The 23,168-nt window shown below is 71.5% G+C and carries 18 protein-coding genes; 16 read left to right on the top strand and 2 right to left on the bottom strand.

Annotation, left to right across the window (positions count from 1 at the left end; genetic code table 11):
- The first annotated feature begins 4 nt into the window (after nucleotides 1-4).
- The 14 genes from ACN27J_RS18925 (at nucleotide 5) to ACN27J_RS18860 (ending at nucleotide 17,350) form a co-directional block, all read left to right on the top strand.
- Nucleotides 5-844, top strand: coding sequence for a glycosyltransferase family 2 protein (locus ACN27J_RS18925; RefSeq protein ID WP_421368017.1), 840 nt, complete (start codon nucleotides 5-7; stop codon nucleotides 842-844).
- Nucleotides 844-2,166 (top strand): lipopolysaccharide biosynthesis protein, encoded by a 1,323-nt coding sequence (locus ACN27J_RS18920; protein WP_421368014.1) that lies wholly within the window; start codon nucleotides 844-846, stop codon nucleotides 2,164-2,166. The genes ACN27J_RS18925 and ACN27J_RS18920 overlap by 1 nt, the downstream gene beginning before the upstream one ends.
- The gene (locus ACN27J_RS18915; protein ID WP_421368011.1) at nucleotides 2,163-3,089 is read left to right on the top strand and encodes a glycosyltransferase family 2 protein; all 927 of its coding nucleotides are present in this window, start codon (nucleotides 2,163-2,165) and stop codon (nucleotides 3,087-3,089) included. The genes ACN27J_RS18920 and ACN27J_RS18915 overlap by 4 nt, the downstream gene beginning before the upstream one ends.
- Nucleotides 3,079-5,421 (top strand): glycosyltransferase family 2 protein, encoded by a 2,343-nt coding sequence (locus ACN27J_RS18910; protein ID WP_421368008.1) that lies wholly within the window; start codon nucleotides 3,079-3,081, stop codon nucleotides 5,419-5,421. The genes ACN27J_RS18915 and ACN27J_RS18910 overlap by 11 nt, the downstream gene beginning before the upstream one ends.
- Nucleotides 5,418-7,802, top strand: coding sequence for a hypothetical protein (locus ACN27J_RS18905; protein WP_421368006.1), 2,385 nt, complete (start codon nucleotides 5,418-5,420; stop codon nucleotides 7,800-7,802). Before ACN27J_RS18910 ends, ACN27J_RS18905 begins: the two co-directional genes overlap by 4 nt.
- Nucleotides 7,802-8,179, top strand: a complete 378-nt coding sequence (locus tag ACN27J_RS18900; protein ID WP_421368004.1) for a hypothetical protein — start codon at nucleotides 7,802-7,804, stop codon at nucleotides 8,177-8,179. The genes ACN27J_RS18905 and ACN27J_RS18900 overlap by 1 nt, the downstream gene beginning before the upstream one ends.
- Nucleotides 8,180-8,277: 98 nt before the next feature.
- Nucleotides 8,278-9,021 carry a glycoside hydrolase family 16 protein gene (locus ACN27J_RS18895; RefSeq protein WP_421368001.1) on the top strand — a complete coding sequence of 248 codons (744 nt, stop codon included), beginning with the start codon at nucleotides 8,278-8,280 and terminating at the stop codon, nucleotides 9,019-9,021.
- Nucleotides 9,022-9,194: 173 nt separating this feature from the next.
- Nucleotides 9,195-11,243: a YncE family protein gene (locus tag ACN27J_RS18890; RefSeq protein ID WP_421367998.1), complete on the top strand. Its 2,049-nt coding sequence runs from the start codon at nucleotides 9,195-9,197 to the stop codon at nucleotides 11,241-11,243.
- 70 nt (nucleotides 11,244-11,313) lie between these two features.
- A complete protein-coding gene (locus ACN27J_RS18885; RefSeq protein WP_421367995.1) occupies nucleotides 11,314-12,441 on the top strand; it encodes a WxL protein peptidoglycan domain-containing protein in 1,128 nt (375 codons plus the stop codon).
- Nucleotides 12,431-13,438, top strand: a complete 1,008-nt coding sequence (locus ACN27J_RS18880; RefSeq protein ID WP_421367992.1) for an ABC transporter substrate-binding protein — start codon at nucleotides 12,431-12,433, stop codon at nucleotides 13,436-13,438. The genes ACN27J_RS18885 and ACN27J_RS18880 overlap by 11 nt, the downstream gene beginning before the upstream one ends.
- Nucleotides 13,439-13,473: 35 nt before the next feature.
- Nucleotides 13,474-14,394, top strand: coding sequence for a hypothetical protein (locus ACN27J_RS18875; RefSeq protein WP_421367989.1), 921 nt, complete (start codon nucleotides 13,474-13,476; stop codon nucleotides 14,392-14,394).
- Nucleotides 14,391-15,194 (top strand): hypothetical protein, encoded by an 804-nt coding sequence (locus tag ACN27J_RS18870; RefSeq protein WP_421367987.1) that lies wholly within the window; start codon nucleotides 14,391-14,393, stop codon nucleotides 15,192-15,194. Before ACN27J_RS18875 ends, ACN27J_RS18870 begins: the two co-directional genes overlap by 4 nt.
- Nucleotides 15,191-16,294, top strand: coding sequence for a FecCD family ABC transporter permease (locus ACN27J_RS18865; RefSeq protein WP_421367984.1), 1,104 nt, complete (start codon nucleotides 15,191-15,193; stop codon nucleotides 16,292-16,294). Before ACN27J_RS18870 ends, ACN27J_RS18865 begins: the two co-directional genes overlap by 4 nt.
- Before the next feature lie 3 nt (nucleotides 16,295-16,297).
- Nucleotides 16,298-17,350, top strand: coding sequence for a FecCD family ABC transporter permease (locus ACN27J_RS18860; RefSeq protein WP_421367981.1), 1,053 nt, complete (start codon nucleotides 16,298-16,300; stop codon nucleotides 17,348-17,350).
- Here ACN27J_RS18860 and ACN27J_RS18855 read toward each other — a convergent pair.
- Both ACN27J_RS18855 and ACN27J_RS18850 read right to left on the bottom strand, forming a co-directional pair.
- Nucleotides 17,302-18,117, bottom strand: coding sequence for a FadR/GntR family transcriptional regulator (locus tag ACN27J_RS18855; RefSeq protein WP_421367978.1), 816 nt, complete (start codon nucleotides 18,115-18,117; stop codon nucleotides 17,302-17,304). The genes ACN27J_RS18860 and ACN27J_RS18855 overlap by 49 nt on opposite strands.
- Before the next feature lie 131 nt (nucleotides 18,118-18,248).
- Complete coding sequence (locus ACN27J_RS18850; RefSeq protein WP_421367975.1) at nucleotides 18,249-20,843, bottom strand: alpha/beta fold hydrolase; 2,595 nt, start codon at nucleotides 20,841-20,843, stop codon at nucleotides 18,249-18,251.
- A gap of 219 nt (nucleotides 20,844-21,062) precedes the next feature.
- On the opposite strand from ACN27J_RS18850, the gene ACN27J_RS18845 reads away from it, so the two are divergent.
- Nucleotides 21,063-22,133, top strand: a complete 1,071-nt coding sequence (locus ACN27J_RS18845) for an acyltransferase family protein (RefSeq protein ID WP_421367972.1) — start codon at nucleotides 21,063-21,065, stop codon at nucleotides 22,131-22,133.
- Nucleotides 22,130-23,131 (top strand): glycosyltransferase family 2 protein, encoded by a 1,002-nt coding sequence (locus ACN27J_RS18840; protein WP_421367969.1) that lies wholly within the window; start codon nucleotides 22,130-22,132, stop codon nucleotides 23,129-23,131. The genes ACN27J_RS18845 and ACN27J_RS18840 overlap by 4 nt, the downstream gene beginning before the upstream one ends.
- The last annotated feature ends 37 nt before the right edge of the window (nucleotides 23,132-23,168 follow it).

The following is a 23,168-nucleotide window of genomic DNA, read 5'->3' as shown; positions in this document are numbered from 1 at the left end:
AGACGTGAGCTCCCGCCACCCCCGTTCCACCCGACCGCGAGTCACGATCGTCATCCCCGCGTTGAACGAAGCGCGCAACCTGGAACGCGTACTACCGACGTTGCCCCCGGTCCACGAGGTGATCGTCGTCGACGGCAACTCCGTTGACGACACGGTCGAAACGGTCCGGCGACTGCTGCCGTCGGCACGCCTGGTCAGTCAGACCCGGCAGGGCAAGGGCAACGCGCTCGTCTGCGGGTTCGCGGAGGCGACCGGTGACGTGATCGTCATGTTCGACGCGGACGGCAGCGCGAACGCCGCCGAGATCCCGCGATTCGTCGACGCGCTCGCCTCCGGGGCGGACTTCGCCAAGGGCAGCCGGACCTGTGCCGGCGGCGGCAGTGCCGACCTCACCCGGCTCCGCGGCGCGGGAAACAGCGTTCTGACCTTGCTGACCAACCTGCTGTTCCGCGTCAGGTTCACCGACCTGTGTTACGGCTACAACGCGTTCTGGGTCGACGTACTGCCGATGATGCGGCTGCCGTCGCGGCTGCCGGCCGGGCCGAACGCCTGCTGGGGTGACGGATTCGAGATCGAGACAGTCATCAACTGCCGGGTCGCGGCGGCCGGGTTGACCGTACGGGAGGTGCCGAGCTTCGAGGAGAACCGGGTCCACGGAGTGAGCAACCTGCACGCCTTCCGCGACGGGGTACGCGTACTACGCACCATTTTCACCGAATGGCGCGGGCGCCGGACCCAGGCGGCGATCTCCTCGTACCACCGGGCCGTCATGTGGTCCCCGGTCGTACCCCGGCCGGTCGGCGGGGTCCGCGCCGACAACGAGCTGTCCGACGTGACGGGCTGATGGTGTTGACGGACCGGCCCGTCGACAGCGCCACACTGACGGTCGCGCCGACCACAGCACCGCTGGCGCGGCTGCGGCGGTCGAGTATGGAGTCGCGCGCCGTCACGCTGATGACCTCGTCGATCGTCACCGGCGTGCTCGGCGTTGCGTACTGGGTGGTGGCGGGCCGGCTCTATCCGACCGCCGAGGTCGGACGGGCATCGGCGACGATCTCCACCGCGACCATGCTCAGCTCACTGGCATGCCTGTCCCTGGGCGGGAGCTACCAGCGGTTCCTCCCGGTCGCCGGAGACCGGACCCGCCGGCTCGTCGTCGGCGGACTACTGCTGGCCGGCGTCGTCGCGGCGATCCTCGGTGTCGGGTTCGTCTTCTTCGGAGTCGGCCGCGACGAGTTGTTCCAGCACATGACGGAACGCCTGCTCTTCCCGGCGCTGGTCGTGGTGCTGGCCGGCTACGCCCTGCTCGACCCGATCCTGACCGGTCTGCGCCGGGTTCGCGTGGTAGCCCTGAAGAACGTCTCCCTGTCGCTGCTCAAGATACTTCCGTTGCCGCTGCTGGCGTACGCGGCATCGGATCTCGCGATGACCGGGACCTGGCTGCTGCTCGCCTGCTGCGTCACCGTCGTGATCGCCGGCTGGCTGTTCCGCCACGGGCTCAGCGCCAGTGACGACGTCGCCCCGACCCTGCCACCGGCCCGCCAGATCTGGGCCTTCCAGGGCGCGTCGTTTGCCATGTCGCTCGTGGTCACCCTCACGCCGCTGTGCCTGCCGCTGGTCGTGCTGTCCCAGTTGGGGCCGGAGTCCTCGGCCTACTACAACCTGGCCGCCGCGCTCGGCACGGCGGCCGGGATGCTGCGGGCCAACGTGATCGCCTCGTACGTGGTGGACGCGTCCGCGCCGGGTGCCCCCCAGGCGGCCCTCACCCGGCGGATGATCCGGCTGATGGCGGCGGTCGCCGGGATGTGCGCGGCCGGGCTGGCCGTGGGCGGTCCGATCCTGCTGTGGCTGGTCGGCGGCGACTACCTGGCGGCCGCGACCCCGCTGGTGCTCCTGCTCGCCGGGGAGACGCTCGTCGCCGTGGTGACGGCGGCGTACGCCGCCGTCGTTCAGGTACGGCGACGGCTACGACTCCTGGTCGCGGTCCAGGCCGGCATGGTGGTGGTCACCATCGGTGGGGCGATGCTTCTGGTGCCCACCTACGGGCTGGTCGGGGTAGGACTGGCGATGGTCGCGGCGCAGGCGACGGCGGCTGCGGTGGTCGCCGTTCCCCTGGTACGGGAAGCCCGGTCGCTCATTGCGACAGGCGTCGGTGGGCAGCCATGAGAAGCCCACGGGTGACGGTGCTGATGCCGGTCCACAACGGCGCGGCCCACCTGGCACCGGCGATCCGCAGCGTGCTGGAGCAGACCTTCACCGACCTGGAACTGCTCGTGGTCGACGACGGGTCGACCGACCCGACCGCCGAGATCCTGATGTCGGTGCCGGATCCGCGGTTGCGGGTGCTGCGCATGTCGCGTTCCGGGATCGTCGCCGCGCTCAACACCGGCCTGGACGCGGCGAGCGGACAGCTGCTGGCCCGGATGGACGCCGACGACCTGGCCGACCCCGAGCGCCTCGCCCGGCAGGTCGCGTTCCTCGATCGGAATCCGGGTGTGGTCGCCTGCGGCACCGACTACGAGCTGTTCGGGGCCGCGACCGGCCGGGTCCGGATGCCCAGGACCCCGGCCCGGTGCCGGGCCCGGCTGCTCTTCGGCACCTGCATCGCTCATCCGTCCGCGTTGCTGCGCCTCGCCGTACTACGCGACTCCGGGACCAGGTACCAGGCCGAATACACGTACGCGGAGGACTACAAATTGTTCAGTGAGCTGAGCCGGCTCGGCGACCTCGCCAACCTGCCGTTCACCGGCCTGCGGTACCGGGTCGACGCCGCACAGGTCAGCGCGACGGCGTCGACCGCGCAGCGGACCGCCGCCATCCGGATCTCGCGGGAGAACCTGGCCGCCGCCGGCGTGACCGGCATACCGGAGCGGGTCGCGGCCGACATGATCTGGCCGCCGGGACGCGGGCCGACGGCGGCGTTGCGCTACGCGTACCGGTACGCGCCGACGCTGATCGCGGTCGGCGCACGGGCCGGCGGGCTGGCCGGTGCGGCTACGGCGACCCGGCTGGTACGGGAACGGCTCAACACCGTGCTGCGCCAGCCGGCCGGCACCCGGAGCGAACACGAGACGAGCCATGTCGAGTAGCGTGGCCGGAGTCCGCACGGCGGACCACAGAGCGCCACGGCCCGTGGCGCGGACCCACCCGACGACGGTTCCGGCAGCGGCCGGACCGGTAGCCGTGGTGGTGTGCGTGCACACCCCCGACCGGCTCGCCGTCATTCGCCGGTGCCTCGACGCGGCCACCCGGCAACTGGACCCAGATCATGATCAACTAGTGGTGGTCGTGGACCACCACGACGAACTGCTCCGGCTGCTGCGCGCCGCCGTACCGACCGCGACCGTCATCGCCAACGGCGGCGAGCAGGGACTCTCGGAAGCCCGCAACACCGGAATCGCGGCCACGACCGCACCGGTCGTGATCTTCCTGGACGACGACGCCGTACCAGGCCCTGGATGGCTCGCCGCCTGGCGCCGGATCTTCACCGACCAGACCGTGATGATGGCGGGCGGCGCGGTACGGCCCGACTGGGCCGACGGCCGCGCCCCCCGCTGGTTCCCCGACGAGTACGGCTGGGTGGTGGGCTGCGACTACCGGGGAATCGGCGCGGCCGGCACCCCGGTACGCAATCCGATCGGCGCGAACATGGCGATCCGCCGCGATGCCCTGGACCAGGTGGGGGACTTCTCCGTCCGACTCGGCCGGGTGGCCGCCGTACCCAGCGGGTGCGAGGAGACGGAGCTGGGAATCCGGGTGGGGCGGGCCTACGGCCCGGCCGCCGTCGTGCGGTTCGACGAGCCGACGGTGGACCACCGCGTTCCGGTGGCACGGGCCACGGTCGGCTACTTTCTGTCCCGATGCCACCACGAGGGCCGGTCCAAGGCGGTGCTGTCGGCCGCGGTCGGACGGACTTCGTCGCTGTCGGCGGAGCGGCGCTACGCGCTGCGAACACTGCCGGCCGCGGTGGCTCGGCACTTCGTGGCGGTGGTGCGGGGCGACCTGGCCGGACCGGCCCGCGCCACGATGACGGTGCTCGGTCTGTTCGCCACGGCCGGCGGATACCTGGTGGGCCTGCGCGCCAGCCGGAAACGGGCCGCGACGGCCGCGCACCCCGAGGACCGTCCGATGGCGGTGGTGGAGGTGGAACTGGCTGGCACCGCCGGGCGCGACCTCGCCGTACCGGCGGCGGCCGCGAGTGTCCTGATCCGCTTCCGTGGTCTTCCGGTCGGTCGGGTCGTTCTACCGCCGCGGGTCACGGCCGACGGTGCGGGGGTGCTGGAACGCGCGGTCGAGCGCGGGCTCGGGCCGGCGCTACGGGTGCATCTGGACCGGGCGGGCGTGCCGGTACCGTCCGCGGCGACCCCGGACGAGCTGCTGCGGTTGGCGCGGGCCAGCGCACCGGCGGCCTCCGATGAGCACGCCGTGGCGAGCGGCCAGCCGCTGGTATCGGTCGTGCTGTGCACGTTGGGCACCGAGGCGCGGCTGCCGGCGGCGGTCGCGGCGATCCTTGCCCAGACGTACCGCGACCTGGAACTCATCGTCGTCGACAACGATCCGGTCAGCGACCGGGTCCGGCCCTGCCTGGCAGATGTGGACGATGCTCGGTTGCGGATCGTCGCGCAGCCCCGGCGTGGGCTGTCCAGGGCCCGCAACGCGGGTCTCGCGGCGGCGAGTGGTGACATCGTGGCCTTCACCGACGACGACGCGCTGCCGGACGTGCACTGGCTGGCCGAGGCGATCCGCGGGTTCGCCGTGGACCCCGCCGTTGGCTGCGTGACCGGTCTGGTGACCCCGGCCTGCCTGGACACCCGCTGGGAGCGGCTGTTCGAAGAGTACGGCGCGTTCGACAAGGGTTATATGGCCAAGGTGTGGTCGGTACGGCCCGTCCCGCCACGGCTGGCCCACGCGGCCCAGATCGGGGACCGGGGCCCGCTGTTCCCGTACGTGGCCGGCAACTACGGATCCGGTAACAACATGGCGTTCCGGGCCGAGGTACTGCGAGAACTGGCCGGCTTCGATCCGGCTCTGGGCGCGGGCAGCCCGACGCGCGGCGGCGAGGACCTCGACATGTTCCGGGCCGTGCTCACCGCCGGGCACGCCATCCTGTACGTGCCGAGCGCACTGGTGCGCCACTTCCACCGGGACAGCCGCCCGGCACTGCGCCGCCAGCTGTTCGGCTACGGCAGCGGATTCACCGCGGTGGCCTTCAAACAGCTCGTCTCGGGCTGGTCGGCGGCGCTGCGGATCATGCGCTCCTCGCCCAAGGCGCTGCGGGTGGTCGTCGATCCACAGTCACCCAAGTACGCCGGCCGATCGCCTGATTTCCCGCTGGCGCTGAGCTGCGCGGAGTTCGCCGGCTACCTGGCCGGGCCGTGGCTGCTGCTGTGGGGACGCGTCCGCGCGCGGTGGCGGCGATGACCGGCGCCGAGGTCGACGTGACGGGGAGCAGCCACGGCCAACGGACGGCGCCCGGGGTCGACGTGACAGCGGCCGGGGTCGAGGTGACAGTGGCCGGGGACGGCCGACGGACCACGGCCGCGCCGCGACGGTCCGACCCACGGGCATACGACGTGGTCGCGGTCGCGGTGGCCGGCGTTCTCGCGGTCGTGGTGCCGACCGTGACCCTGCTGGACCTGCCGGTGCCTGGCCGCCTGTTCGCCACCGTCGCCTTCCTCGTCACCGTGCCCGGGGTACCGCTCGGTTACGCGCTGCGCCTGCCGCACCGGCTGGTCACCGTGGTCCTCGCCATCTGCCTGTCGATTTCGGCACCCCTGCTCGCGGTCGCGGTGACGGCGGTGCTGGGAGTGTGGGACCCGTTCACCGTGGTGACGGCCATCGCCGCGATCGGACTACTGGCCACCCCGGCTGCGGTCGCGGCCATCCAACGGAGCGAGCCCGCCGACCAGGCAGCCCTCCCGGTGGCCGACGAGCCGGACCCGCCGGAGCAGGCGGCCGGCCGCGCCGGGCAGGCTGGGCGTTGGGTCGGTTTCGCTGCGGTCGGCGTCGCACTGATCCTGTGGTGGTGGGCGACCCGGCAGCTCGACGCGGCGAACGCCGGCGCGCTGGGGCTGATCGCGGTCGCCCCGATCGGCTACTGGTTGGCGCTCGGCGTACTCGCCGGCGTACTCGGGTGGGCGTTGCTGCGACCCGTTGTCGACCATGTCCTGCTGGCCGTGGCCTGCGTCGCTACGGCGGTCTGCGGCTACCTGTTGGTCGGTGTCGCGGACGGGGCGGCCGGCTACAGCACCGTCTGGGTCCACGTCGGCTTCATCGACTTCGTCAGCCGTACCGGCGAACTGGCCACTGGTGCCGACGCCCGGTTCAGTTGGCCGGGTTTCCTCGCCGGCTCGGCGTACCTGGTCGCGGTCGCCGGCCTGCCTGATGCCAGCGCGTTCACCCTGGTCGCGCCGGTCGCCTTCACCGTGCTGGCGTTGCCGGCCCTGTGGCTGATCGGGCGACTGGTGACCGGTAGTGCCCGACTGGCCTGGCTCGGGGTGGTGCTCTACCTTGCCTTCAACTGGTACCAGCAGGACTATTTCTCGGCCCAGGCCACCGGGTTCGTCCTCTACACCGGAGTGCTCGCGGTGCTGCTGTGGGCGTTCGACGCGGCCGACGTGCCGGCATTGCCCGGCCGGCGGTGGCTGTCCTGGCTGCGGGCGGTGCACCGGATCCCGGGCCGACCGGGGCCAGCCGGGGACCGGCTCAGCGGAACCCGGATGGTCTGGCTGGAGATCGCGCTCACGCTGGTCGTCGCGGCGCTGGTGGTCACCCATCAGCTGACCCCGATCACCCTGGTCGTCGCGTTGCTGTGGTTCGTCCTGGCCGGCGGCACCCGGATGCGGACCCTGTGGCTCAGCGCGGCGGCGATGTTCGTCGGTTGGTTCTCGTACGGGGCCACCGGCTTCTGGACCGGGCACCTGGCGGACCTGCTCGGCGACCTCGGTCGGCTCGGCTCGACGGTGTCCAGCGGGGTCGGTGAGCGCATCGTGGGGGACCCGCTTTATCAACAGATGCAGTTCACCCGGATCGCCTGGACCGGACTGCTCGGGCTCGGCGGCGTGGTGGGCTGGTGGCTGATCCGCCGTCGCCGGATCGCCACGCTGGCGGCCGGTCTCGCCGCGACCCCGGCAGGGCTGCTGTTGGTGCAGTCGTACGGGGGAGAGGTGATCATCCGCTGCGCCCTGTACGCCAGTCCGTTCCTCGCGCCGCTGGCCGCCGTCGGCCTGGCCCGGGTCGGGCAGGCCGTGCTACGACCACTGCCGTACCGCCGGGCACCGATGGTCGCGGGCGCGCTGCGGTTGGGTGCCGTGCTGGCGACGCTGATGGTGACCTTCGCGATGCTGACCCTGACCCGTGGGCTGAACGTGTCGTTCGAGCGGGTGTCCGCCGAGCAGGTGGCACAGGCGCGGGCGCTGATCGCGTCAGCTCCCGACGGCGCGCGCATCGGTACGGTGGAGGCGGTCGGGCCACTGCCGCTGGGCGGTTTCGCCCGGCTCGACCCCGAGCCGGTGCCGCTGCCCGGCTGCCGTGGCCAGCTCCGTGACTGCCTTCTGGACCAGGTCGGCCCGGACGGCGCGAGCGGTCCGGATTTTGTGTACGTCACCGGCGGGCAGGAAGCGGCGGGACGACTGCGCTCCGGCCTCGCCGTCGGGTGGACCGGACAGATCATCGACGTGTTGCTCTCGACGGGCGGGTACCGGGTGGTGGTCAGATCGGCGGAGGTGACCGTGCTGGAACGGGTGGCCGAGGCCGCTGCCGACAGCGAGTCGGAGGAATCCACGGTGGGGAGCGCGGGCTGATGGAGGAGGTCGAGCAGCTTCTGCCGTCACCGGTGTTCGCGGTCCTGGTAGCGGTCGTCGTCGCGCTGTGCGTGCTGGTGTCGGCACTGCGCGAGCGGTGGCTCGGGGAGACGGCGACGGTGGATCCGGTCGTTGTCGGTGCCGACCGGGCCGCGCCAGGTGCGGCGACGCGGGCGGTGCCGGCGGCGTTGCTCCGGCTGGCCCGGGCGGTCGCGGCGGTGTTGCTGGCGTTGGCGTTCACCATCCTGTTGGTGCTGACGCTGGTGCGGTTCGCGGTACTCGCCGATTCACCGCCCGTGGCCCCGGGCGCGCCGGCGGCACCGGCACCGGCCGGACCCGGGGAGACCGCTGCGGTTGACGACGGTGCGCTCCGATGACGGCCGGTGTCCGGCGAGGCCCACGACGTCGACGTACCGGAGCGACGGTCACGGCGGCGCTCACCACCGTGGCGCTACTGACCGTCGCCGGCTGGGCGGTGGTCGACCGGCTCGACCCTGGTGCGGGGGACGGGGCGACCGTGTCGGGTGTGCCGCCACCGCGGGGCGACCTGCCCGGCTGGGAGCTGGTTCTCACCGACGACTTCGGACGCCAAGAGCTGGGAGCGAATTTCACGGCGTACTCCGGAAGTCCCGGCGGGGACCCCTATTCGACCTGGCATCCCGACCATGTCAGCGTGCGCGAAGGGACGCTGGTGCTGGAGGGCTATCGCCGCGACGGTGCCTGGACCACCGGTGGGGTCTCGAACTGGCCGGTGAGTCAGATGTACGGGCGGTGGGAGGTGCGGTTCCGGGCCGACCCCAGCGACGAGATCACGTACCACTTCCTGCTGTGGCCGAAGAGCGACCAGTGGCCGCCGGAGATCGACTTCGCCGAGGACTTCGGCGGCTCGCGGACGGGTGTGTCGGCATTTCTGCATTTCCGGTCCGAGTCGGGACGGCAGAAGGTGCAACGGGATCTGAGCGGTGTCGACTTCACCGCCTGGCACACGGTCGGCGTCGAATGGTTGCCGGGGCAGGTGCGCTATCTGCTCGACGGCGAGGTGTGGGCCCGTGTGGAGTCGGCCGGGGTGCCGGACGAGCCGATGTGGCTGGCGTTACAGGCTCAGTCGGGTGGCTGCGAGCGTAGCAGTGAGTACGGGCTCGCTGCCTGTCCGAAGGCGGGAACGCCCGATCGCGCGGAGATCGTCGTGGACTGGATCGCGGTTTACGCGCGCCGCTGACCCGCTCGCCGCCCTGCGTGACCCCGTCCACCCGCCCAGGTCGCAGCGGCTTCGCCGATGGCCGGTGAACGAGCGACGGGCGTGTCTTGCCCCATCATCAGACAATGGTTAGCCTGACCTAAGTTGCCTCCAATGCTCGGTGGTGACGCCGACAGGAAGTAGAGGACTCGTCCGTGAACACGTACAGATCGCCGTGGGCGCGCCGCCGCGGCACGCTCGCGACAGGGGTCGCCGCCGCGTTGGTGGCCAGCCTGATCGCGGTGACGGCCGGCGCTGGTCCCGCCGCTGCTACCGAATACACCAGCCCCACCGACCCGACCGTCACGTACACCGTGCCCGACGAGGTCGTGGTCGGCGAGTCCATCGCGATTTCCGGGAGCGGCTGGACGTCCCTGGACGGGACCGCCGGCTCGGTCATCGCCGTCAAACTCGACGATGGAGCCGTCTCCACGACGCGGGACGTGGTTCATCCGGTGACCGGTGCCGTGCAGCTCAACAAGACGATCTACGCGATGATCCAAGCCGATGCGAGTGGATCGTGGTCCATCGAGTTGGAGTTCCCGACTCTGAACAACTCGGACACGTCGTGGGCGGTTGGTGAGCGGCACAACGTCCGGCTGCTCACCGGGGCCATGCTCGTCGGCGACGAGACCCGCTCACTGGGAGCCGAGTTCACCGTGGTCGCCGACGGCGGACCCGGTGACCCGGGTGATCCTGGTGACCCGGGCGATCCTGGTGACCCGGGCGATCCGGGCACGTGGGAGTTCGACGTGGATCGGTTCGACCTCGGCGAGGGCCAGTACCAGATCGCCTACTCCGCCCGCAACGACGTGTTGTGGGTGACCCAGGCCGGGGCGCCACCGGTGACCACCTCACGGTTGCACAAGGTCGATCCGGAGACGTTGGAGATCATCACCTCCTACCGGGTCCCGTGGGACGAGCCGAGCGGCACGGCGCAGGGCGTCTTCGGCATCGACATCGACGACACCCGTAACACCGTCTGGACGAGTTCCACCCGACTCAACCGGGTCGCGGTCTACGACCAGGCGACCGGCGAGCACCTGCATTCGTTCGACGACGTCGAGCACGGCCGGTCGGTCGAGGTCGACGAGGCCGGCGGGACCGTCTACGTCACAGCCGTCACCGGCGAGTACGTCGCCACCTTCGACGCGGTGACCTTCGAGCGCGGCCCGGACATCACCGTCGACGGTCAGCCGATGGGGCTGGACCTCGATCCGGTCGGCGGCAAGATCTACACCTCGATGCTCGACACCCCCACGCTCGCCGTGATCGACACCGGCAGCGGCGCGGTGGCGCACCACGACCTGCCGGGCGCGGTCCGTTCGTCCGACGTCGCGATATACCCACAGCGCGACCGGGTCTACGCCGCCAACCAGGACTCGGCGGACGTGACCGTGCTGGACGCCACCAGCTACGACCACGTCACCTCGGTCCCGACGGGCAGCGGCGCGCTCGCCCTGGCGGTCGATCCCGGCACCGGGCTTCTTTATGTCGCGAATTTCTTCGCCCACACGATCAGCGTCATCGACACGGCGACGAACACGGTCGTGTACACGGTCACTGACACCGCGGTACACCCCAACCACATCACGGTCGTCGACGGATCCGCGTACGTGGTGGACCGGGCGACCTTCGGCGGCCGGTCGGTCGACTCGATCATCCGAATCACCCCGACCTCCGTCCCGGACCCCGGTGAGCCAGGCGGCTCCGAAGGCGGCATCACCATCGACGCGACCGTGCCCGAGGAGATCAACGGCCCGCTCACCCTGACCATCGATCCCGGTGCCGCAGTCACCCTGCAGCGGCAGGAAGCCCTCGGCCGGCTGCGGTTCACCGGAGACCTTCCGGCCGTGACGGTCACCGACGCCCGGTCTGCGGCGGCGGCCGCCGACGGCGGCTGGGCGCTGTCCGCGCAGAGCGGCCCGTTCGCCTCCGAGAGCGGCCAGTTCGGTGCCGAACATCTCGGCTGGACGCCGCAGGTGCTGACTCCACGCGGTGGCGTGGTGGCCGGGCCGACAGTTGCCGGTCACCTCGACGGCGGGCCGGGTCTCGGTGCGGCCGCGACCATGGCGACCGCCGACGACGTCGGCCGGGTCGGGGTCACCGAGGTCGGTGCCGACCTCGAACTCGGTCTGCCGTTGGGCACCGTGCCGGGCGGCTACCGCGCCACGCTGACCGTTTCGCTGTTCCCCACGGACTGACGTGACCAGTTATTCACGCAACCGCCACCGCGGGCAGGGCGCGCGACGTTTCCGTCGCGCTCTGCCCGCAGTGGCAGCCGCACTGCTGGCCACAGCGTTGCCGATGGCCGCCGCCGCGCCGGCGGCGGCACAGCCGAGCGGCACGGTCACGTGGGCGGTCCAGCCCTCCGACGCGGACGGTCCGGACGACCGGGTCTCCTTCCGGTACGAACTGCAGCCAGGTGACTCGGTCACCGACCACGTGACGGTCACGAACCTCAGTGACCACGACGTCGCCTTCCGGCTGTACGCCAGCGACGGCATCACCACCTCGGCCGGATTGTTCGACCTGCTGCCCGCCGGTGAGCAACCGCGCGACGCGGGTTCGTGGATCGAACTCGGTCAGACGAGGGTCGAACTCGCCCCCGACCAGCGTACGACCGTGCCGTTCACCCTCCGGGTGCCGGCGGACGCGACTCCGGGTGACCACCCGGCCGGGATCGTCGCCGCGGTCGGTGGCACCGGCACCGACGAGCTGAGCGTGGAACGCCGGGTAGGCGCCCGCGTACACCTACGCGTGGCGGGTGACCTGACACCGGCGCTCGTGCCCAGTGACCCGGACACCGACTTCGTCGGTGGCTGGAGCAGCGACGGCCAGGGCACGATGCACGTCTGGTACGACGTCGTCAACACCGGCAACGTCCGGCTCCAGGGCTCGACCACCGTCGAGCTCCGCGCACCATTCGGTATCTGGTCACGGACCTTTGACGTCGGCGAGGTACCTGAACTACTGCCGGGGGCGACGTTCCGGGTCGAGTTGACCGTCGAGGAGGTCCCGGCGCTGGTGATGCTGACCACCTCCGCCCGGGTCGTCCCTCGCACGGTCGGCGTCGACGAGGTGCCGGTGGCACTACCCGAGGGTGAGGCCCGAGAGCGCACCTGGGCGATGCCGTGGTTCTGGACCTTGACCTCTCTCGTCCTCGTCGCCGCCGTCACCGCCGGTGTGCTGACCCGGGGCCGGCACCGTCGCCAGATAGCAGCCGCGCTCGCCCGGGCCCGTGCCGACGGCCGGCGGGAAGCCGAGGCACCGACGACCGGGAGCGACGCGGAGAGTCCGTCGACCGGGAGCGCGCCTGCCGGGGACCAGGCCCACCAAACCGGCGCAGGCAGCGAACCCGACCCGGTCACGCCGCGACAGGAGACCAGCCATGGCCCATGATCGGCGGCTCACCCGATGGCTGGCGGCGCTCGGCCTGCTCGTCGTAGCGGCGACGGGTGCCTGCGGCAACGGCGGTGGCGACCGGGACACCTTGTCCGTGGCGACCCGGGTGGTCGTCGACATCGAAGGAACCGAGGTCGAGGTACCGCAACGACCGCGCCGGGTGGTCACCTTGAGCGAACCCACTCTGGACGGTGCGCTCGCGTTGGGGGTGACGCCGATCGGCACCACGACCGGACGCGGTCAGTCCGGCGTGCCGAACTATCTGGCGGACCAGGCGGCGGACATTCCACTGCTCGGTAGCGTCGCGCAGCCCAATTTCGAAGCCATCGGGCGCGCCGCGCCGGACCTCATTTTGGTCGACGGAACCTCGATCAACAACAACCCGCCGACGATCGCGCTGCTACGCAAGATCGCGCCGACGGTGTACGCGGGGCACGCGGGTGGGGACTGGCGGGTGACGTTCGGGTACGTGGCCGAGGCACTCAACCTGACGGAACGGGGGCGCGAGGTGGTCGAGGCGTACGAGGCGCTGGTGGCCGAAGTCCACGAGCAGCTGGGCGAACGCCTCGACGAGACGTACTCGATCGTGCGTTGGCAGGGGTCGTCGGCATCGTTGATCCTCAAGGAACTGCCGGCCGGACTCGCGTTGACCGACCTGGGCCTGCGGCGTCCACCGGCTCAAGACCGTACCGGTCGAGGCCACAGCGAGCCAGTCTCGCTGGAGAATCTGGTGCAGATCGACGCCGACTGGATGTTCTTCGGCACGCTCGGCGGATCCTCGGTGGGCAATCCTGACGCCGGGGGTGGGGCCGGCGTCGATGCCGCCCGTAAGGCGCTTGACGACGCCCGGGCGGTGCCCGGTTTCAGTGAGCTCACGGCGTACCAGGCCGACCGGGTCGTGCTGGTGGACGGTTCGGTGTGGACGTCGACCGGTGGACCGCTGTTGATGAACCGGATCGTCGACGACGTAGAAAAGGCGTTGATTGGACAATGAGATTTCATCGTGAGAGTTCAGCATCAGGGCGCCGGGTGCGAGTCGCAGGTCGGCTGGCGTTCGCCACGTCCGTAGTGGCCGCCGTGGCGGTCGTCGGCCTACCGGCCGCCGCCGAGGACGAGACCGCTGGCGTGCCTTCGGCGTCCGCCACGCCGGCCGCGACCAGCCCGGCGCCATCCGCGTCATCGCCGACGTCTGTCGCGTCTGCCGCGCCGACGGTGTCCGCGACGCCCGACACCGTGATCTCGCCGCTGCCGACGCCCGCTGTCACCGCCGGCCCGCTGCCGACCTCCGCTGTCACCGCCGATCCGGTCCTGGACGGGTTGCCCACCCCAGAGCCAGACGCGGCAGCCGCCGCAGCCGCCCGCGTCGGTGTCCTCGCTCAGCCAGCAGAATGCCCGACGAGCGCGGCGGCGACCTTCGAGGTGGCCGGATCGGCGGTGATCGGTGGCACGCTCCGGCTGCAAGGGACCGGATGGTGTCATCCGACCGACGGCGGCTCCGTCATCGCGGTGAAGATCAACGACGGGGCATACAGCCACCTGACCGGTCAAGGGCCGAACGCCAACCTCACGGTCTGGCAGGTGGTCGAGGCTGGTGCCGACGGATCCTTCGACGTCGGCATCCGGCTACCCACCGCGAGCAACTCGACGCCGGAGTTCACCCCCGGCACGTACACGCTGCGGTTGCTGACCGGCTCGCTCAAGGCGGGCGACAACATCCGGGCGGTCCAGACGGACTCGTTCACCGTCACCGCGCCCGCATCCCCCGGTGGATCGCCCACCCCGAGCGGCAGCCCGAATCCGGGATCCGGCGGCACCGACGACGAACTGCCCACCACCGGCATCGATGCCTATCGGGCCGGTCTGCTCGGTGGCTTGTTCATCCTGGCCGGGAGTGTCGCGCTGGCGTGCACCCGTCGGCCCCGCCCGATCAGCCGGGAGGTGGCGGCGTGACCGGCAGGCTTGCGGGCCGCGACGGTCCACGGGTACGGCCAGCCGGGCCCGGCCGTACCCGCAGCCGGCTGGTGGCTGCCCTGGCCGGCGCGGTCGTCGGGCTCGCCGCCGCGACGACGTCCGGGGCGGTGCCGCCCGGCGGTGCCTCGCCGGACACACCGGGTACGGCGTCCTCGGTGTCCCCCCGCGACATCACCCCGGGGTCATCCATCTCGTTCCAGGTCAGCGGTTTCCCGCCGGGGGAGTCGGTCAACATCAAGATTGACGACGGGGACTATTGCGGTGCGGCCGCGGTGCACGGTGCCTGTGTCGTCCACATCCAGCAGATCGCGGCGGACGGTACCGTGTCCGGCAGCGTGCCGGTTCCGGCCGATCTGCCGCCCGGGGCTCACTGGCTGCGCTATCTCGCCACCGAGCAGTTCACCGACGCGAACGGCAACGCGGGCACCAGGGGGTACACCCTGCGGGGCGGGTCGGACTTCACCGTCGTCGCGGCGGGCGGGACCCCCCGCCCGGATCCCGAGGGGACACCGGCGGGTGGCAGCCCGCCCGGCGCGGGCCCGGCCGAGCCCGCTCCGCCACCGGTGACAGACAGCCCAGCGGCCGGCGCCGTCTCGGCGTCCGCCAGTGGGCAGCCCACCGCTACCCCGAGTGGGGTGGCGGTGGTCCGCGTGGCCACCGATGGTGGCCTGGACGGCAACGTCCTGCTCTGGGCGATCCTGGGCGTCGCGTCGCTGGCGGCGATCGGTGGCATCGTCGTGCAGCTGGTCCGCCGCCGATCACGGCCCGACTCCGGATGACCTCCCGACGGGCTACGGTCGCCCCCGATCCGCCAGCCGACCGTGCCTCGACCTCGCCGCCGGTGACGTGCGTCGATCAATCGGGGTCGTCCGCCGTCCGCCGTCCCGGCCTGCGCCGGGCGGTCGTGCTGCTGGTCGCGGTCGTGTTGCTGCTGGTGGGCATCGCCGCCAGCCTGGCCGTCGGATCACGGTGGATTCCACCGGAGCAGGTGTGGGAGGCCCTGGTCCGTCCGGACGAATCGCTCGCGGCGACGATCGTGCGCGGGCAACGGGTTCCGCGTACCCTGCTGGCGATCACCGTCGGGATGGCGCTCGCCGTCGCCGGTGCGGTGATGCAGTCGCTGACCCGTAACCCGTTGGCGGATCCCGGCATCCTCGGCGTCAGCGCCGGGGCGGGACTCGCGGTCGTCGCCGCGGTGGCGCTCGCCGGCTACGTCGGCATCTGGTTCTACCTGTGGTTCGCCTTCGTCGGCGCGGCGGTCGCGTCGCTCGTCGTCTACCTCCTGGGATCGGCGCCGGGCCTCGCCGCGACTCCCGCCCGGTTGGCACTCGGCGGGATAGCGGTCAGTGCTGCGGCCACCTCCCTGGTCCAGACCGTCATCCTGACCGATCAGACGGCTTTCAACGAGTTCCGCTTCTGGGCGGCGGGCTCTCTGGAAGGTCGGCGGTGGGACGTCCTCGCCGCCGTCGTGCCGTTCGTGGTCCTGGGGCTGGTCGTGGCCGTGGCGGTCGGGCCGGCGCTCAACGCACTCGCCTTGGGTGAGGAGACCGGTCGGGCACTCGGCGTGCGGTTCCGTTCGACGGTGGCCGCGACGATGGCTGCCGTGGTCCTGCTGTGTGGGGCGGCGACGGCGGCTGTCGGGCCGGTCGGGTTCGTCGGTCTCGGCGTGCCGATCCTGGCCCGCGCGTTGATCGGTCCGGACCAGCGTTGGGTGAATCTGGCCGCCGCGCTGTACGGTCCGGCTCTGCTCCTGCTCGCCGACGTGGTCGGTCGCCGGCTCGCCGGCGGGTCCGAGGTGCAGGTGGGTATCGTCACGGCGATCATCGGGGGCCCGGTGTTCGTCGCCGTGGTGCGACGTACCCGGTCCAAGGCGGTCTGACCGGTGTCCGTCGACAGCAGACATCTGCGCTGGCGGCTCGGCCCGGTCGCACTGCTGGTGGCCCGCCGTCCGGCGGTGGTGGCGGCGGCGCTGCTCGCGGGCGTCGTCAGCGCCGCCGGCTTCGCGGTGCTGTTCGGTGATCATCCGGCGTCGCCGGGTGAGTCGCTGGCCGCGCTGTTCGGCACCACGGATGACGTGCTGGCCGTGATCTTCGTCCGGGACCTGCGGCTGCCACGGGCGTTGGCGGCGGTCGTCGTCGGCGGCTCGCTCGGCGCCTCCGGGGCGATCTTCCAGTCCGTGTCGGGCAATCCACTGGGCAGCCCGGACATCATCGGCTTCACCGCCGGTGCGGCGAGTGGGGCGCTGGTGAGCATCATCCTGATCGGGGGTACGCCCTCGCAGGTCGCGATCGGGGCACTGGCCGGCGGCTTCGTCACGGCCGTCGTCGTGTACGGGCTGTCGCGCCGACGAGGCGGCGGCGTCTCCGGATACCAGTTGGTCCTGGTGGGTGTGGGTATCGGGGCGGTGCTGTCGGCGGTCAACGCGTTGCTTCTGGTGCGGTCGTCGCTCACCGCCGCGCAGACCGCCGCGCAGTGGCTGGCCGGCTCGCTCAACGCCATGTCGTGGGCGACGGTCTCGGTGGCGGGCAGCGCGGCCTGCCTGCTCGCGGTGCTGGCCGCGCCGTTGTCCCGGCTGCTCGCGGTGCTCATGCTCGGCGACGACGTCAGCGCCGGCCTCGGTGTGCCGCCGCATCGGGTCCGAGCGGTCGCGGTCGCGGTCGGGGTCGCTCTTGTGTCGCTGGCGACCGCGGTCGCCGGGCCGATCGCTTTCGTTGCGCTCGCCGCGCCGCAGCTGGCCCGTCGGTTGACGAGGTCGGCGGGACCGGGAATCGGTGGGGCCGTGATGATGGGCGCGTTGCTGGTCCTCGTCTGTGATCAGCTGGCGCAGCGGCTGTTCGCGCCGGTCCAGTTGCCGGTGGGGGTGGTGACGGGCTCGCTGGGTGGGCTCTACCTGGTCTGGCTGCTCGCCCGGGACGCGCGGCGTCGCCCGGTCTGAGGCTGCACGTGGTCGTCGGCCGGCCGGTCGTCGGCCAGCGCCGGTGCGGCTCCCGGTTGCGACGGGACCGGGTCCGCAGCGGCAGAGCCGGCGAGGACGAAGTCGCGGTCGGCGTGATCCGCCGCCGCCGTACGGGCTCCCTCGACATCGCCGGCGATGATCGCGGTGAGGATGCGCTGATGGTCAGCCAGTCGTTCGCTCGCGGTGCCAGGGGTCAGCACGCCCCGGCCGACCCCGTTTCGCAGCGCCGCGATCGCGCACTGATAGAACTCGGCGAGCAACGGGTTGCCGGCCGCGTCGAAAATGTCGGCGTGGAACGATCCTGGCGACGGCAGGACGAGTGCGCCGGCAGCGTCCGGCCGGCCATCACTCGGGTGGGGATCATGGCGCGGGGCTGCGTCCAACGATCGTCGCAGCCGCTCGATGTCGTCGGCGGTACGGTTCCGGGCGGCCAGCCCGGCTGCCTCGACCTCGATCGCCCGCCGAAGCCCGAGTACCGTGTGGATCGGTTGGTGGATCAGGTGTTCGGTGAGGACCGCGTTGACCGGGCTGCGGGCGCGGACGAACGTTCCCCGGCCGGCACCGCTTTCCAACATGCCGGTGTCGGCGATCGATCGGGTCGCCTCCCGGACGGTGCTGCGTCCGACGCCGAGGAGATTGGCCAGCTCTGTCTCTGTCGGGATGCGCGTGTTCAGTGGCCAGATTCCATCCCTGATCTGCTGGCGCATCCACTCCGCGACCATCTGCGAACGCGATCCCCTGGTCATCGGCGCCCCGCGCTGGTCGCCCGGCCACAAAGCTGGTCCATTGCTCAAACGTTACGCGATCTGCTCGACCGAACGGCTGATGGACCTGTACACCGTTGACTTCCACCCGGATGGCGGTACCGCCGATGGTGCTACGCGGTGCCACCGTCGAGGTAACGCGACAACTCGGCGTCGAGTCGATCCACGATCGGCTGGCAGAACGGTGGCCGTAGGATCGAGGAGTGGCCGCCGTCGACCGGTACGACCGTGTGCGGGCCGGTGAGCACCGTGGTCCACCATTGCGGGCGGTCCGGGTTGCTCGGTGTGGTGAACAGCAGCGTTCGGCCCGGCCAGGAGGTGAGCCGGTGCCGGTTGACCAGCCGCAGACTCTGCTCCCAGAAGACCTCCTCGCGGACCTGGGGGGAGTAGCGGACGAGGCCCGCACCGGCCAGTCGCGTGTGCATGCGTAGTCGGTCCCACAGTGGGGGCGCGGAGGGCGCGTCGCCGTCGACGCCGGCGGCGGCCCGGGCAGCCGCGGAGATTCGGTCCGGTAGGACCGTGTCCAGTAGGACCACCAGCGGCACCTGCGCGCCTGTGGCGGCCAACCGGGCAGCGGTCTCGAGGGCGAGCAGCCCGCCGTACGAATGACCGATCAGGATGTACGGGCCGTGCGGCGCGGTGCTGCGGATCACCTTCAAGTGCCGGTGGACCACGGATGACAGCCGCCAATCGGGTCGTCCCCGGGTCTCGTAACCACTGGCCTGAAAACCGATCATCGACAGGTCTGTGCGGAGCGCCATGGCCAGGGGCAGCAGCGACAGGGCCGGAGCCCCGCCGCCAGCGAAGCCGAACACCGTCGGTCGTCGGCCGAGGGTGGTCCGCGTGCGGCCGGTGGTCGTCACGTCGGCTGCGGTACGCAACGTCACCGCCGTCGCCGGGAGGGTGTCCCGGCGGGCCCCGCGCCGGTCGATCAGCGTCGCGAGTTCGGCGATCGTGGGCGTCGCCGCCAGGTCACGGGAGCGCAGGGCGGTGCCGGTGGCCTGGCGGACCGCGACGATCATCTGCTCGACCGCGAGTGAGTCGGCACCAAGCTGCCAGAAGTCGGCATTCGCCGCCACCTCGGGCAAGCCGAGCACGGCGCACCAGATGTCGGCGAGCAACCGCTCGGTCGGGGTCTGCGGTCGGACCGGCCGCTGCTCGGGAATTGCTGGCAGGGCCGACCGGTCGATCTTGCTCCGTTCGTTGCGCGGCAGTCGGGACAGCAGCACGATCTGGGCCGGCACCATCCAGGACGGCAGCCGCTCACGCAGCGTCCGGCGGACCGAGGCCGGAGTCGTGGAGTGGTCCGTGGCGACTGGCACGACGTGCGCGATCAGCGCGGCCCGGGTCGCTCCGGTGTCGTCCAGGGTGGGTACGACGGTGACCACCGCCTCGGCGATGTCGGGTGAGTCGAGCAGTGCGGCTTCCACATCGGCCGGTTCGACCAGGTATCCGCCGATTTTTACGGCACTGTCCAGCCGGCCCTTGAGATGCAGTACGCCGTCGGCGTCCCACTGGCCGAGATCGCCGCCCCGATAGCTGGTGGTGCCGTCGGCGTTGCGCCGGAACCGGGCGGCGGTCTGGTCCGGGTCGTTGAGGTAGCCACTGGACAGGTAGCGGGAGGTGACGACGACCTCACCGGTGACACCGGGCGGCAGCGGCCGGCCGTCCTCGCCGATCACCTCGATGGTCTTGTTCGCGGCCGGCGTGCCGACCGGGACGATTCCCGGTGGCACCGGCGCCGAGGCGGGCAGCCGGTAGTGCGCCATGATGCCGATCTCGGAGGCGCCGGACCAGCTGACGAACGCGCTGGTCGACGTGAGTCTCGCGCGTAGTCGTCGCACCATGGTGGAGTGGATCGCCTCGCCCAGGGAGGTGACCATTCGTACGGTGGTGAATGTCGCCTGGGCCCCTGGGGCGTCCAGGATCGAGCGCAGCAGCGCGGGAGTCAGGTGCACCGTGCTGACCTGCTGGTCGCGCAGCCAGCTCAACATCCCGTTCAGTCCGAGCAGACGGGGGTCGTACACGTGGACGCTGGAGCCGGTGAGCAGCGACATGAACAGTACGTCGAGTCCGCCGCCGTAGCTGAGCGGCATCACCAGAGCGTTGCGGTCGGCCGGGATCAGGTCGAGCGCGCGGCGGGCGACGTACGCCTGGTTGAGCCAGGTGGCGTGGCTGTGCACCACGCCCTTCGGGCGGCCGGTCGAGCCGGACGTGAAGAAGATGACCGCGGCGTCGTCGCCAGCGCTGTCCGGTGGATCGCCGGGTCCGTCCGGCAGCCCTGCGATGGTGTCGGTGTCGATGCGCCGGGCACCGGCGACGTCGAGGATCTGCTCGGCCCGCTGACTCGGCAGGGTCGGGTCGAGCGGGATCACCGCCCGCCCGGCGAGGACCACGGCGAGCAGGGCACTCGTGCAGCGGGCGGTGGATTCGATGGTGAGCGCCAACGGGATGTGTCGGGCGAGGTCGGCGGTGTGCGCGCGTACCGCGCGTGCTCTGCCGTGCGCGGCACGCCACAATTCCGCGTAGCTGTACTGGCCGTCGGGCGCGGCGACGGCCAGGGCGTCCGGCGTGGTGTCGGCGATGTGCCGCAGGCGCTGGCCGATCGAGGTCCAGCCGCCGGGCACGACCAGCGGTACGGGTTCCGGATGCCCCGTGTCGGGACGGCGCTCGGCGGTGGTGTCGTCCGTCCGGAGAGTGGGGCGCATGCCGGCTCCTCGTCATTCGCGGGTTCGGAGTATGACTTCAAAAGAGTTTAGGTTAACCTAACTATCATCTGACAATAGTTCCTGGGCGAGTCGACGGCCTTCGGATGCCGGACGGGCAGGTGGCAGAGAGGGCTTGACAGCATGGTGGGCGGTGGGACCGGCGGCGGGTCGACCCTGGGACACGCGACGGCCACATCGACGGGCGATCGGCTGGACTGGGTGGACGTCGCACGTGGCGCGGCCATTCTGCTCATCGTCGAGCTGCACACCCAGGGAGCACTCCGCCTGCTCGGGGCCGACCATCCGCTGCTCAGCTCGGTCAACGTCGCCCTCGCCACCGTTCGCCTACCGACCTTCTTCCTGATGTCCGGCCTGCTCGCGGTGTCGGTGCTGGCGGCCCCATGGCGACAGTTCCTGCGACGCCGGCCCGCCGGCCTGCTCTACCTCTACCTTCTGTGGGGCGGCATCCTGCTGGCCGTGACGACCCTGCTCGCCGTCGTCACGGGAGAACCCGCCGCCGTCGCCCGGGCCACCGCGCACGCCCTGCTCGTCGCCGACAGTGAGTTGTGGTACCTCGTCGCGCTCGCCGTCTTCTGCACGGTTTCCCGGCTCACTCGCGGCGTCCCGGTCGCGGTACAACTCGCGGCGGCCGCCGCGCTGGCCGCGCTGGCCGCGACCGACCTGCTCCCGGTCACCTCGTGGGGGGTCGATCACATGCTCTCCTGTTACCTGTACTTCCTGATCGGTCGACACTTCCGGCCGACGGTGACTGCCTTCGCCCGCGGAGCCACGATCCGTCGATGTGTCCTGCTCGGCGTGACGTGGTTGGTGGTCGGCGGCCTGCTACGGCTGGCCGATCCCAGCGGCCGGGCACTGCTCGCGCTGCTCCCGCTGGTCGCCCTGCCGCTGGCGGTCAGCCTCGCCGCCGTCGCCGTCGGCCGACCCGTCGCGGTGCCGCTTCGTATCATCGGTCGGCACACCTTGCCGATCTACGTGCTGCACCCGGTCGTCATCGCGGTTCTCGCCTGGTCGGCCGCTCCCGGCCCGACGACCGACCACCTGTCCGGCGGTGAGCCACCGCCCCACGCCGACCTGCCCCTGGCCGACCTGCCCCTGGCCGACCTGCCCCTGGCCGACCTGCCCCTGGCCGGCCAGGCCTGCTTGGTCCTGGTCACCACGGCCGGGGTGGCTGCCTCGTGCTGGCTCGCCTGGCGCCTTCTACGCCGGATCCCGGGCCTGTTCGAGCTGCCCGCACCCCGGGTGGCGGTAGATCACCGGAGCCGGACGTGATCGCGGCGTCGGGCGTGGACACCAGCGTCTCCGTGGTGCTGCCGGTCTACAACACCGCCGGTACGATCGCCGCCTGCCTGCGGTCGGTGGCCGCGCAGACACTGCGACCCAGCCAGGTGATCCTGGTTGACGACTGCGGCGGCGACGACGCGATCGAGGTCGCCCGTCGTACGCTGGCCGATGTCGACCTGCCGTACCTGGTGCTGCGGCACGACCGCAACCGGCGGATCGGGGCCGCTCGCAACACCGGGCTCGCTAGGGCCACCGGCGAGTGGATCTGGTTCCTCGACAGCGACGACCAGGCCGATCCGACCTTCCTGGCCCGGCTCGTCGCGGCGGCCACCGATCACCGGGCCGATCTCGCGGTCTGCCGTACCCGACGGGTGGATCCGGCCGGCAACCAGCTCGACGTCGTCGAACCCCGCTGGCGGCGCCCGGCGGTCACCGGGGAACAGGCCGCACGCCTACTGCTGGCCGACCGGATGAAGGCGTACGCCTGCAACAAGGTGTTCCGCCGCCGGATCCTGCCGGCCGCGCCGTTCGACCTCGACCGCAGCTACGAGGATTTCCGGCCGGCGCTGCGGACCCTGCTGCGGGCGACGTCGGTGGCGCTGGTCGACGAGCCGCTCTACCGGTACACGGTCGATCCGTCGTCGGTCTCCGGCCACTTCGGCAGACACACCTTCGATTTGCTCACGGTCGCTGACGACGTGCACGCCGAACTCGTCCGCCGAGGGCTGTCCCGGCGCTGGCGTACCGACCAGCTGACCTATCTGATCGCCAACGTGGTCCTACCGCTCGCGAACATGGCGCTGCGCGCCGAACACGCCGGACGCACGGACGACACCACCCGGGCGGCGGTGGCGGCGGCCCGCCGTCGGACGCGGGTGGTCGACTTGGTCCGGCTGCTGGCGGCCGGCCGGATCCATCCGGCCGTGGCCGGCGGCGTACTCAAGGCGGCACCGGCGCTGTACGCACGGGTATTGGCCCGTCGATGAGGTGGCGACCCCACGCGAGCACCACCAACGCCGCGCC

The sequence above is a fragment of the Solwaraspora sp. WMMB762 genome (assembly GCF_049179115.1).
GTDB lineage: Bacteria > Actinomycetota > Actinomycetes > Mycobacteriales > Micromonosporaceae > Micromonospora_E.
The sequence above is the reverse complement of the archived record's forward strand: the minus strand, read 5'-3'. Positions and strand labels throughout refer to the sequence as shown.

Bases quoted from the DNA above. Each gene is read 5' to 3' on its own strand.
- ACN27J_RS18920 (WP_421368014.1), top strand. From the start codon at position 844: ATGGTGTTGACGGACCGGCCCGTCGACAGCGCCACACTGACGGTCGCG.
- ACN27J_RS18915 (WP_421368011.1), top strand. From the start codon at position 2,163: ATGAGAAGCCCACGGGTGACGGTGCTGATGCCGGTCCACAACGGCGCG.
- ACN27J_RS18910 (WP_421368008.1), top strand. From the start codon at position 3,079: ATGTCGAGTAGCGTGGCCGGAGTCCGCACGGCGGACCACAGAGCGCCA.
- ACN27J_RS18905 (WP_421368006.1), top strand. From the start codon at position 5,418: ATGACCGGCGCCGAGGTCGACGTGACGGGGAGCAGCCACGGCCAACGG.
- ACN27J_RS18900 (WP_421368004.1), top strand. From the start codon at position 7,802: ATGGAGGAGGTCGAGCAGCTTCTGCCGTCACCGGTGTTCGCGGTCCTG.
- ACN27J_RS18880 (WP_421367992.1), top strand. From the start codon at position 12,431: ATGGCCCATGATCGGCGGCTCACCCGATGGCTGGCGGCGCTCGGCCTG.
- ACN27J_RS18865 (WP_421367984.1), top strand. From the start codon at position 15,191: ATGACCTCCCGACGGGCTACGGTCGCCCCCGATCCGCCAGCCGACCGT.
- ACN27J_RS18855 (WP_421367978.1), bottom strand. From the start codon at position 18,117: ATGACCAGGGGATCGCGTTCGCAGATGGTCGCGGAGTGGATGCGCCAG.
- ACN27J_RS18850 (WP_421367975.1), bottom strand. From the start codon at position 20,843: ATGCGCCCCACTCTCCGGACGGACGACACCACCGCCGAGCGCCGTCCC.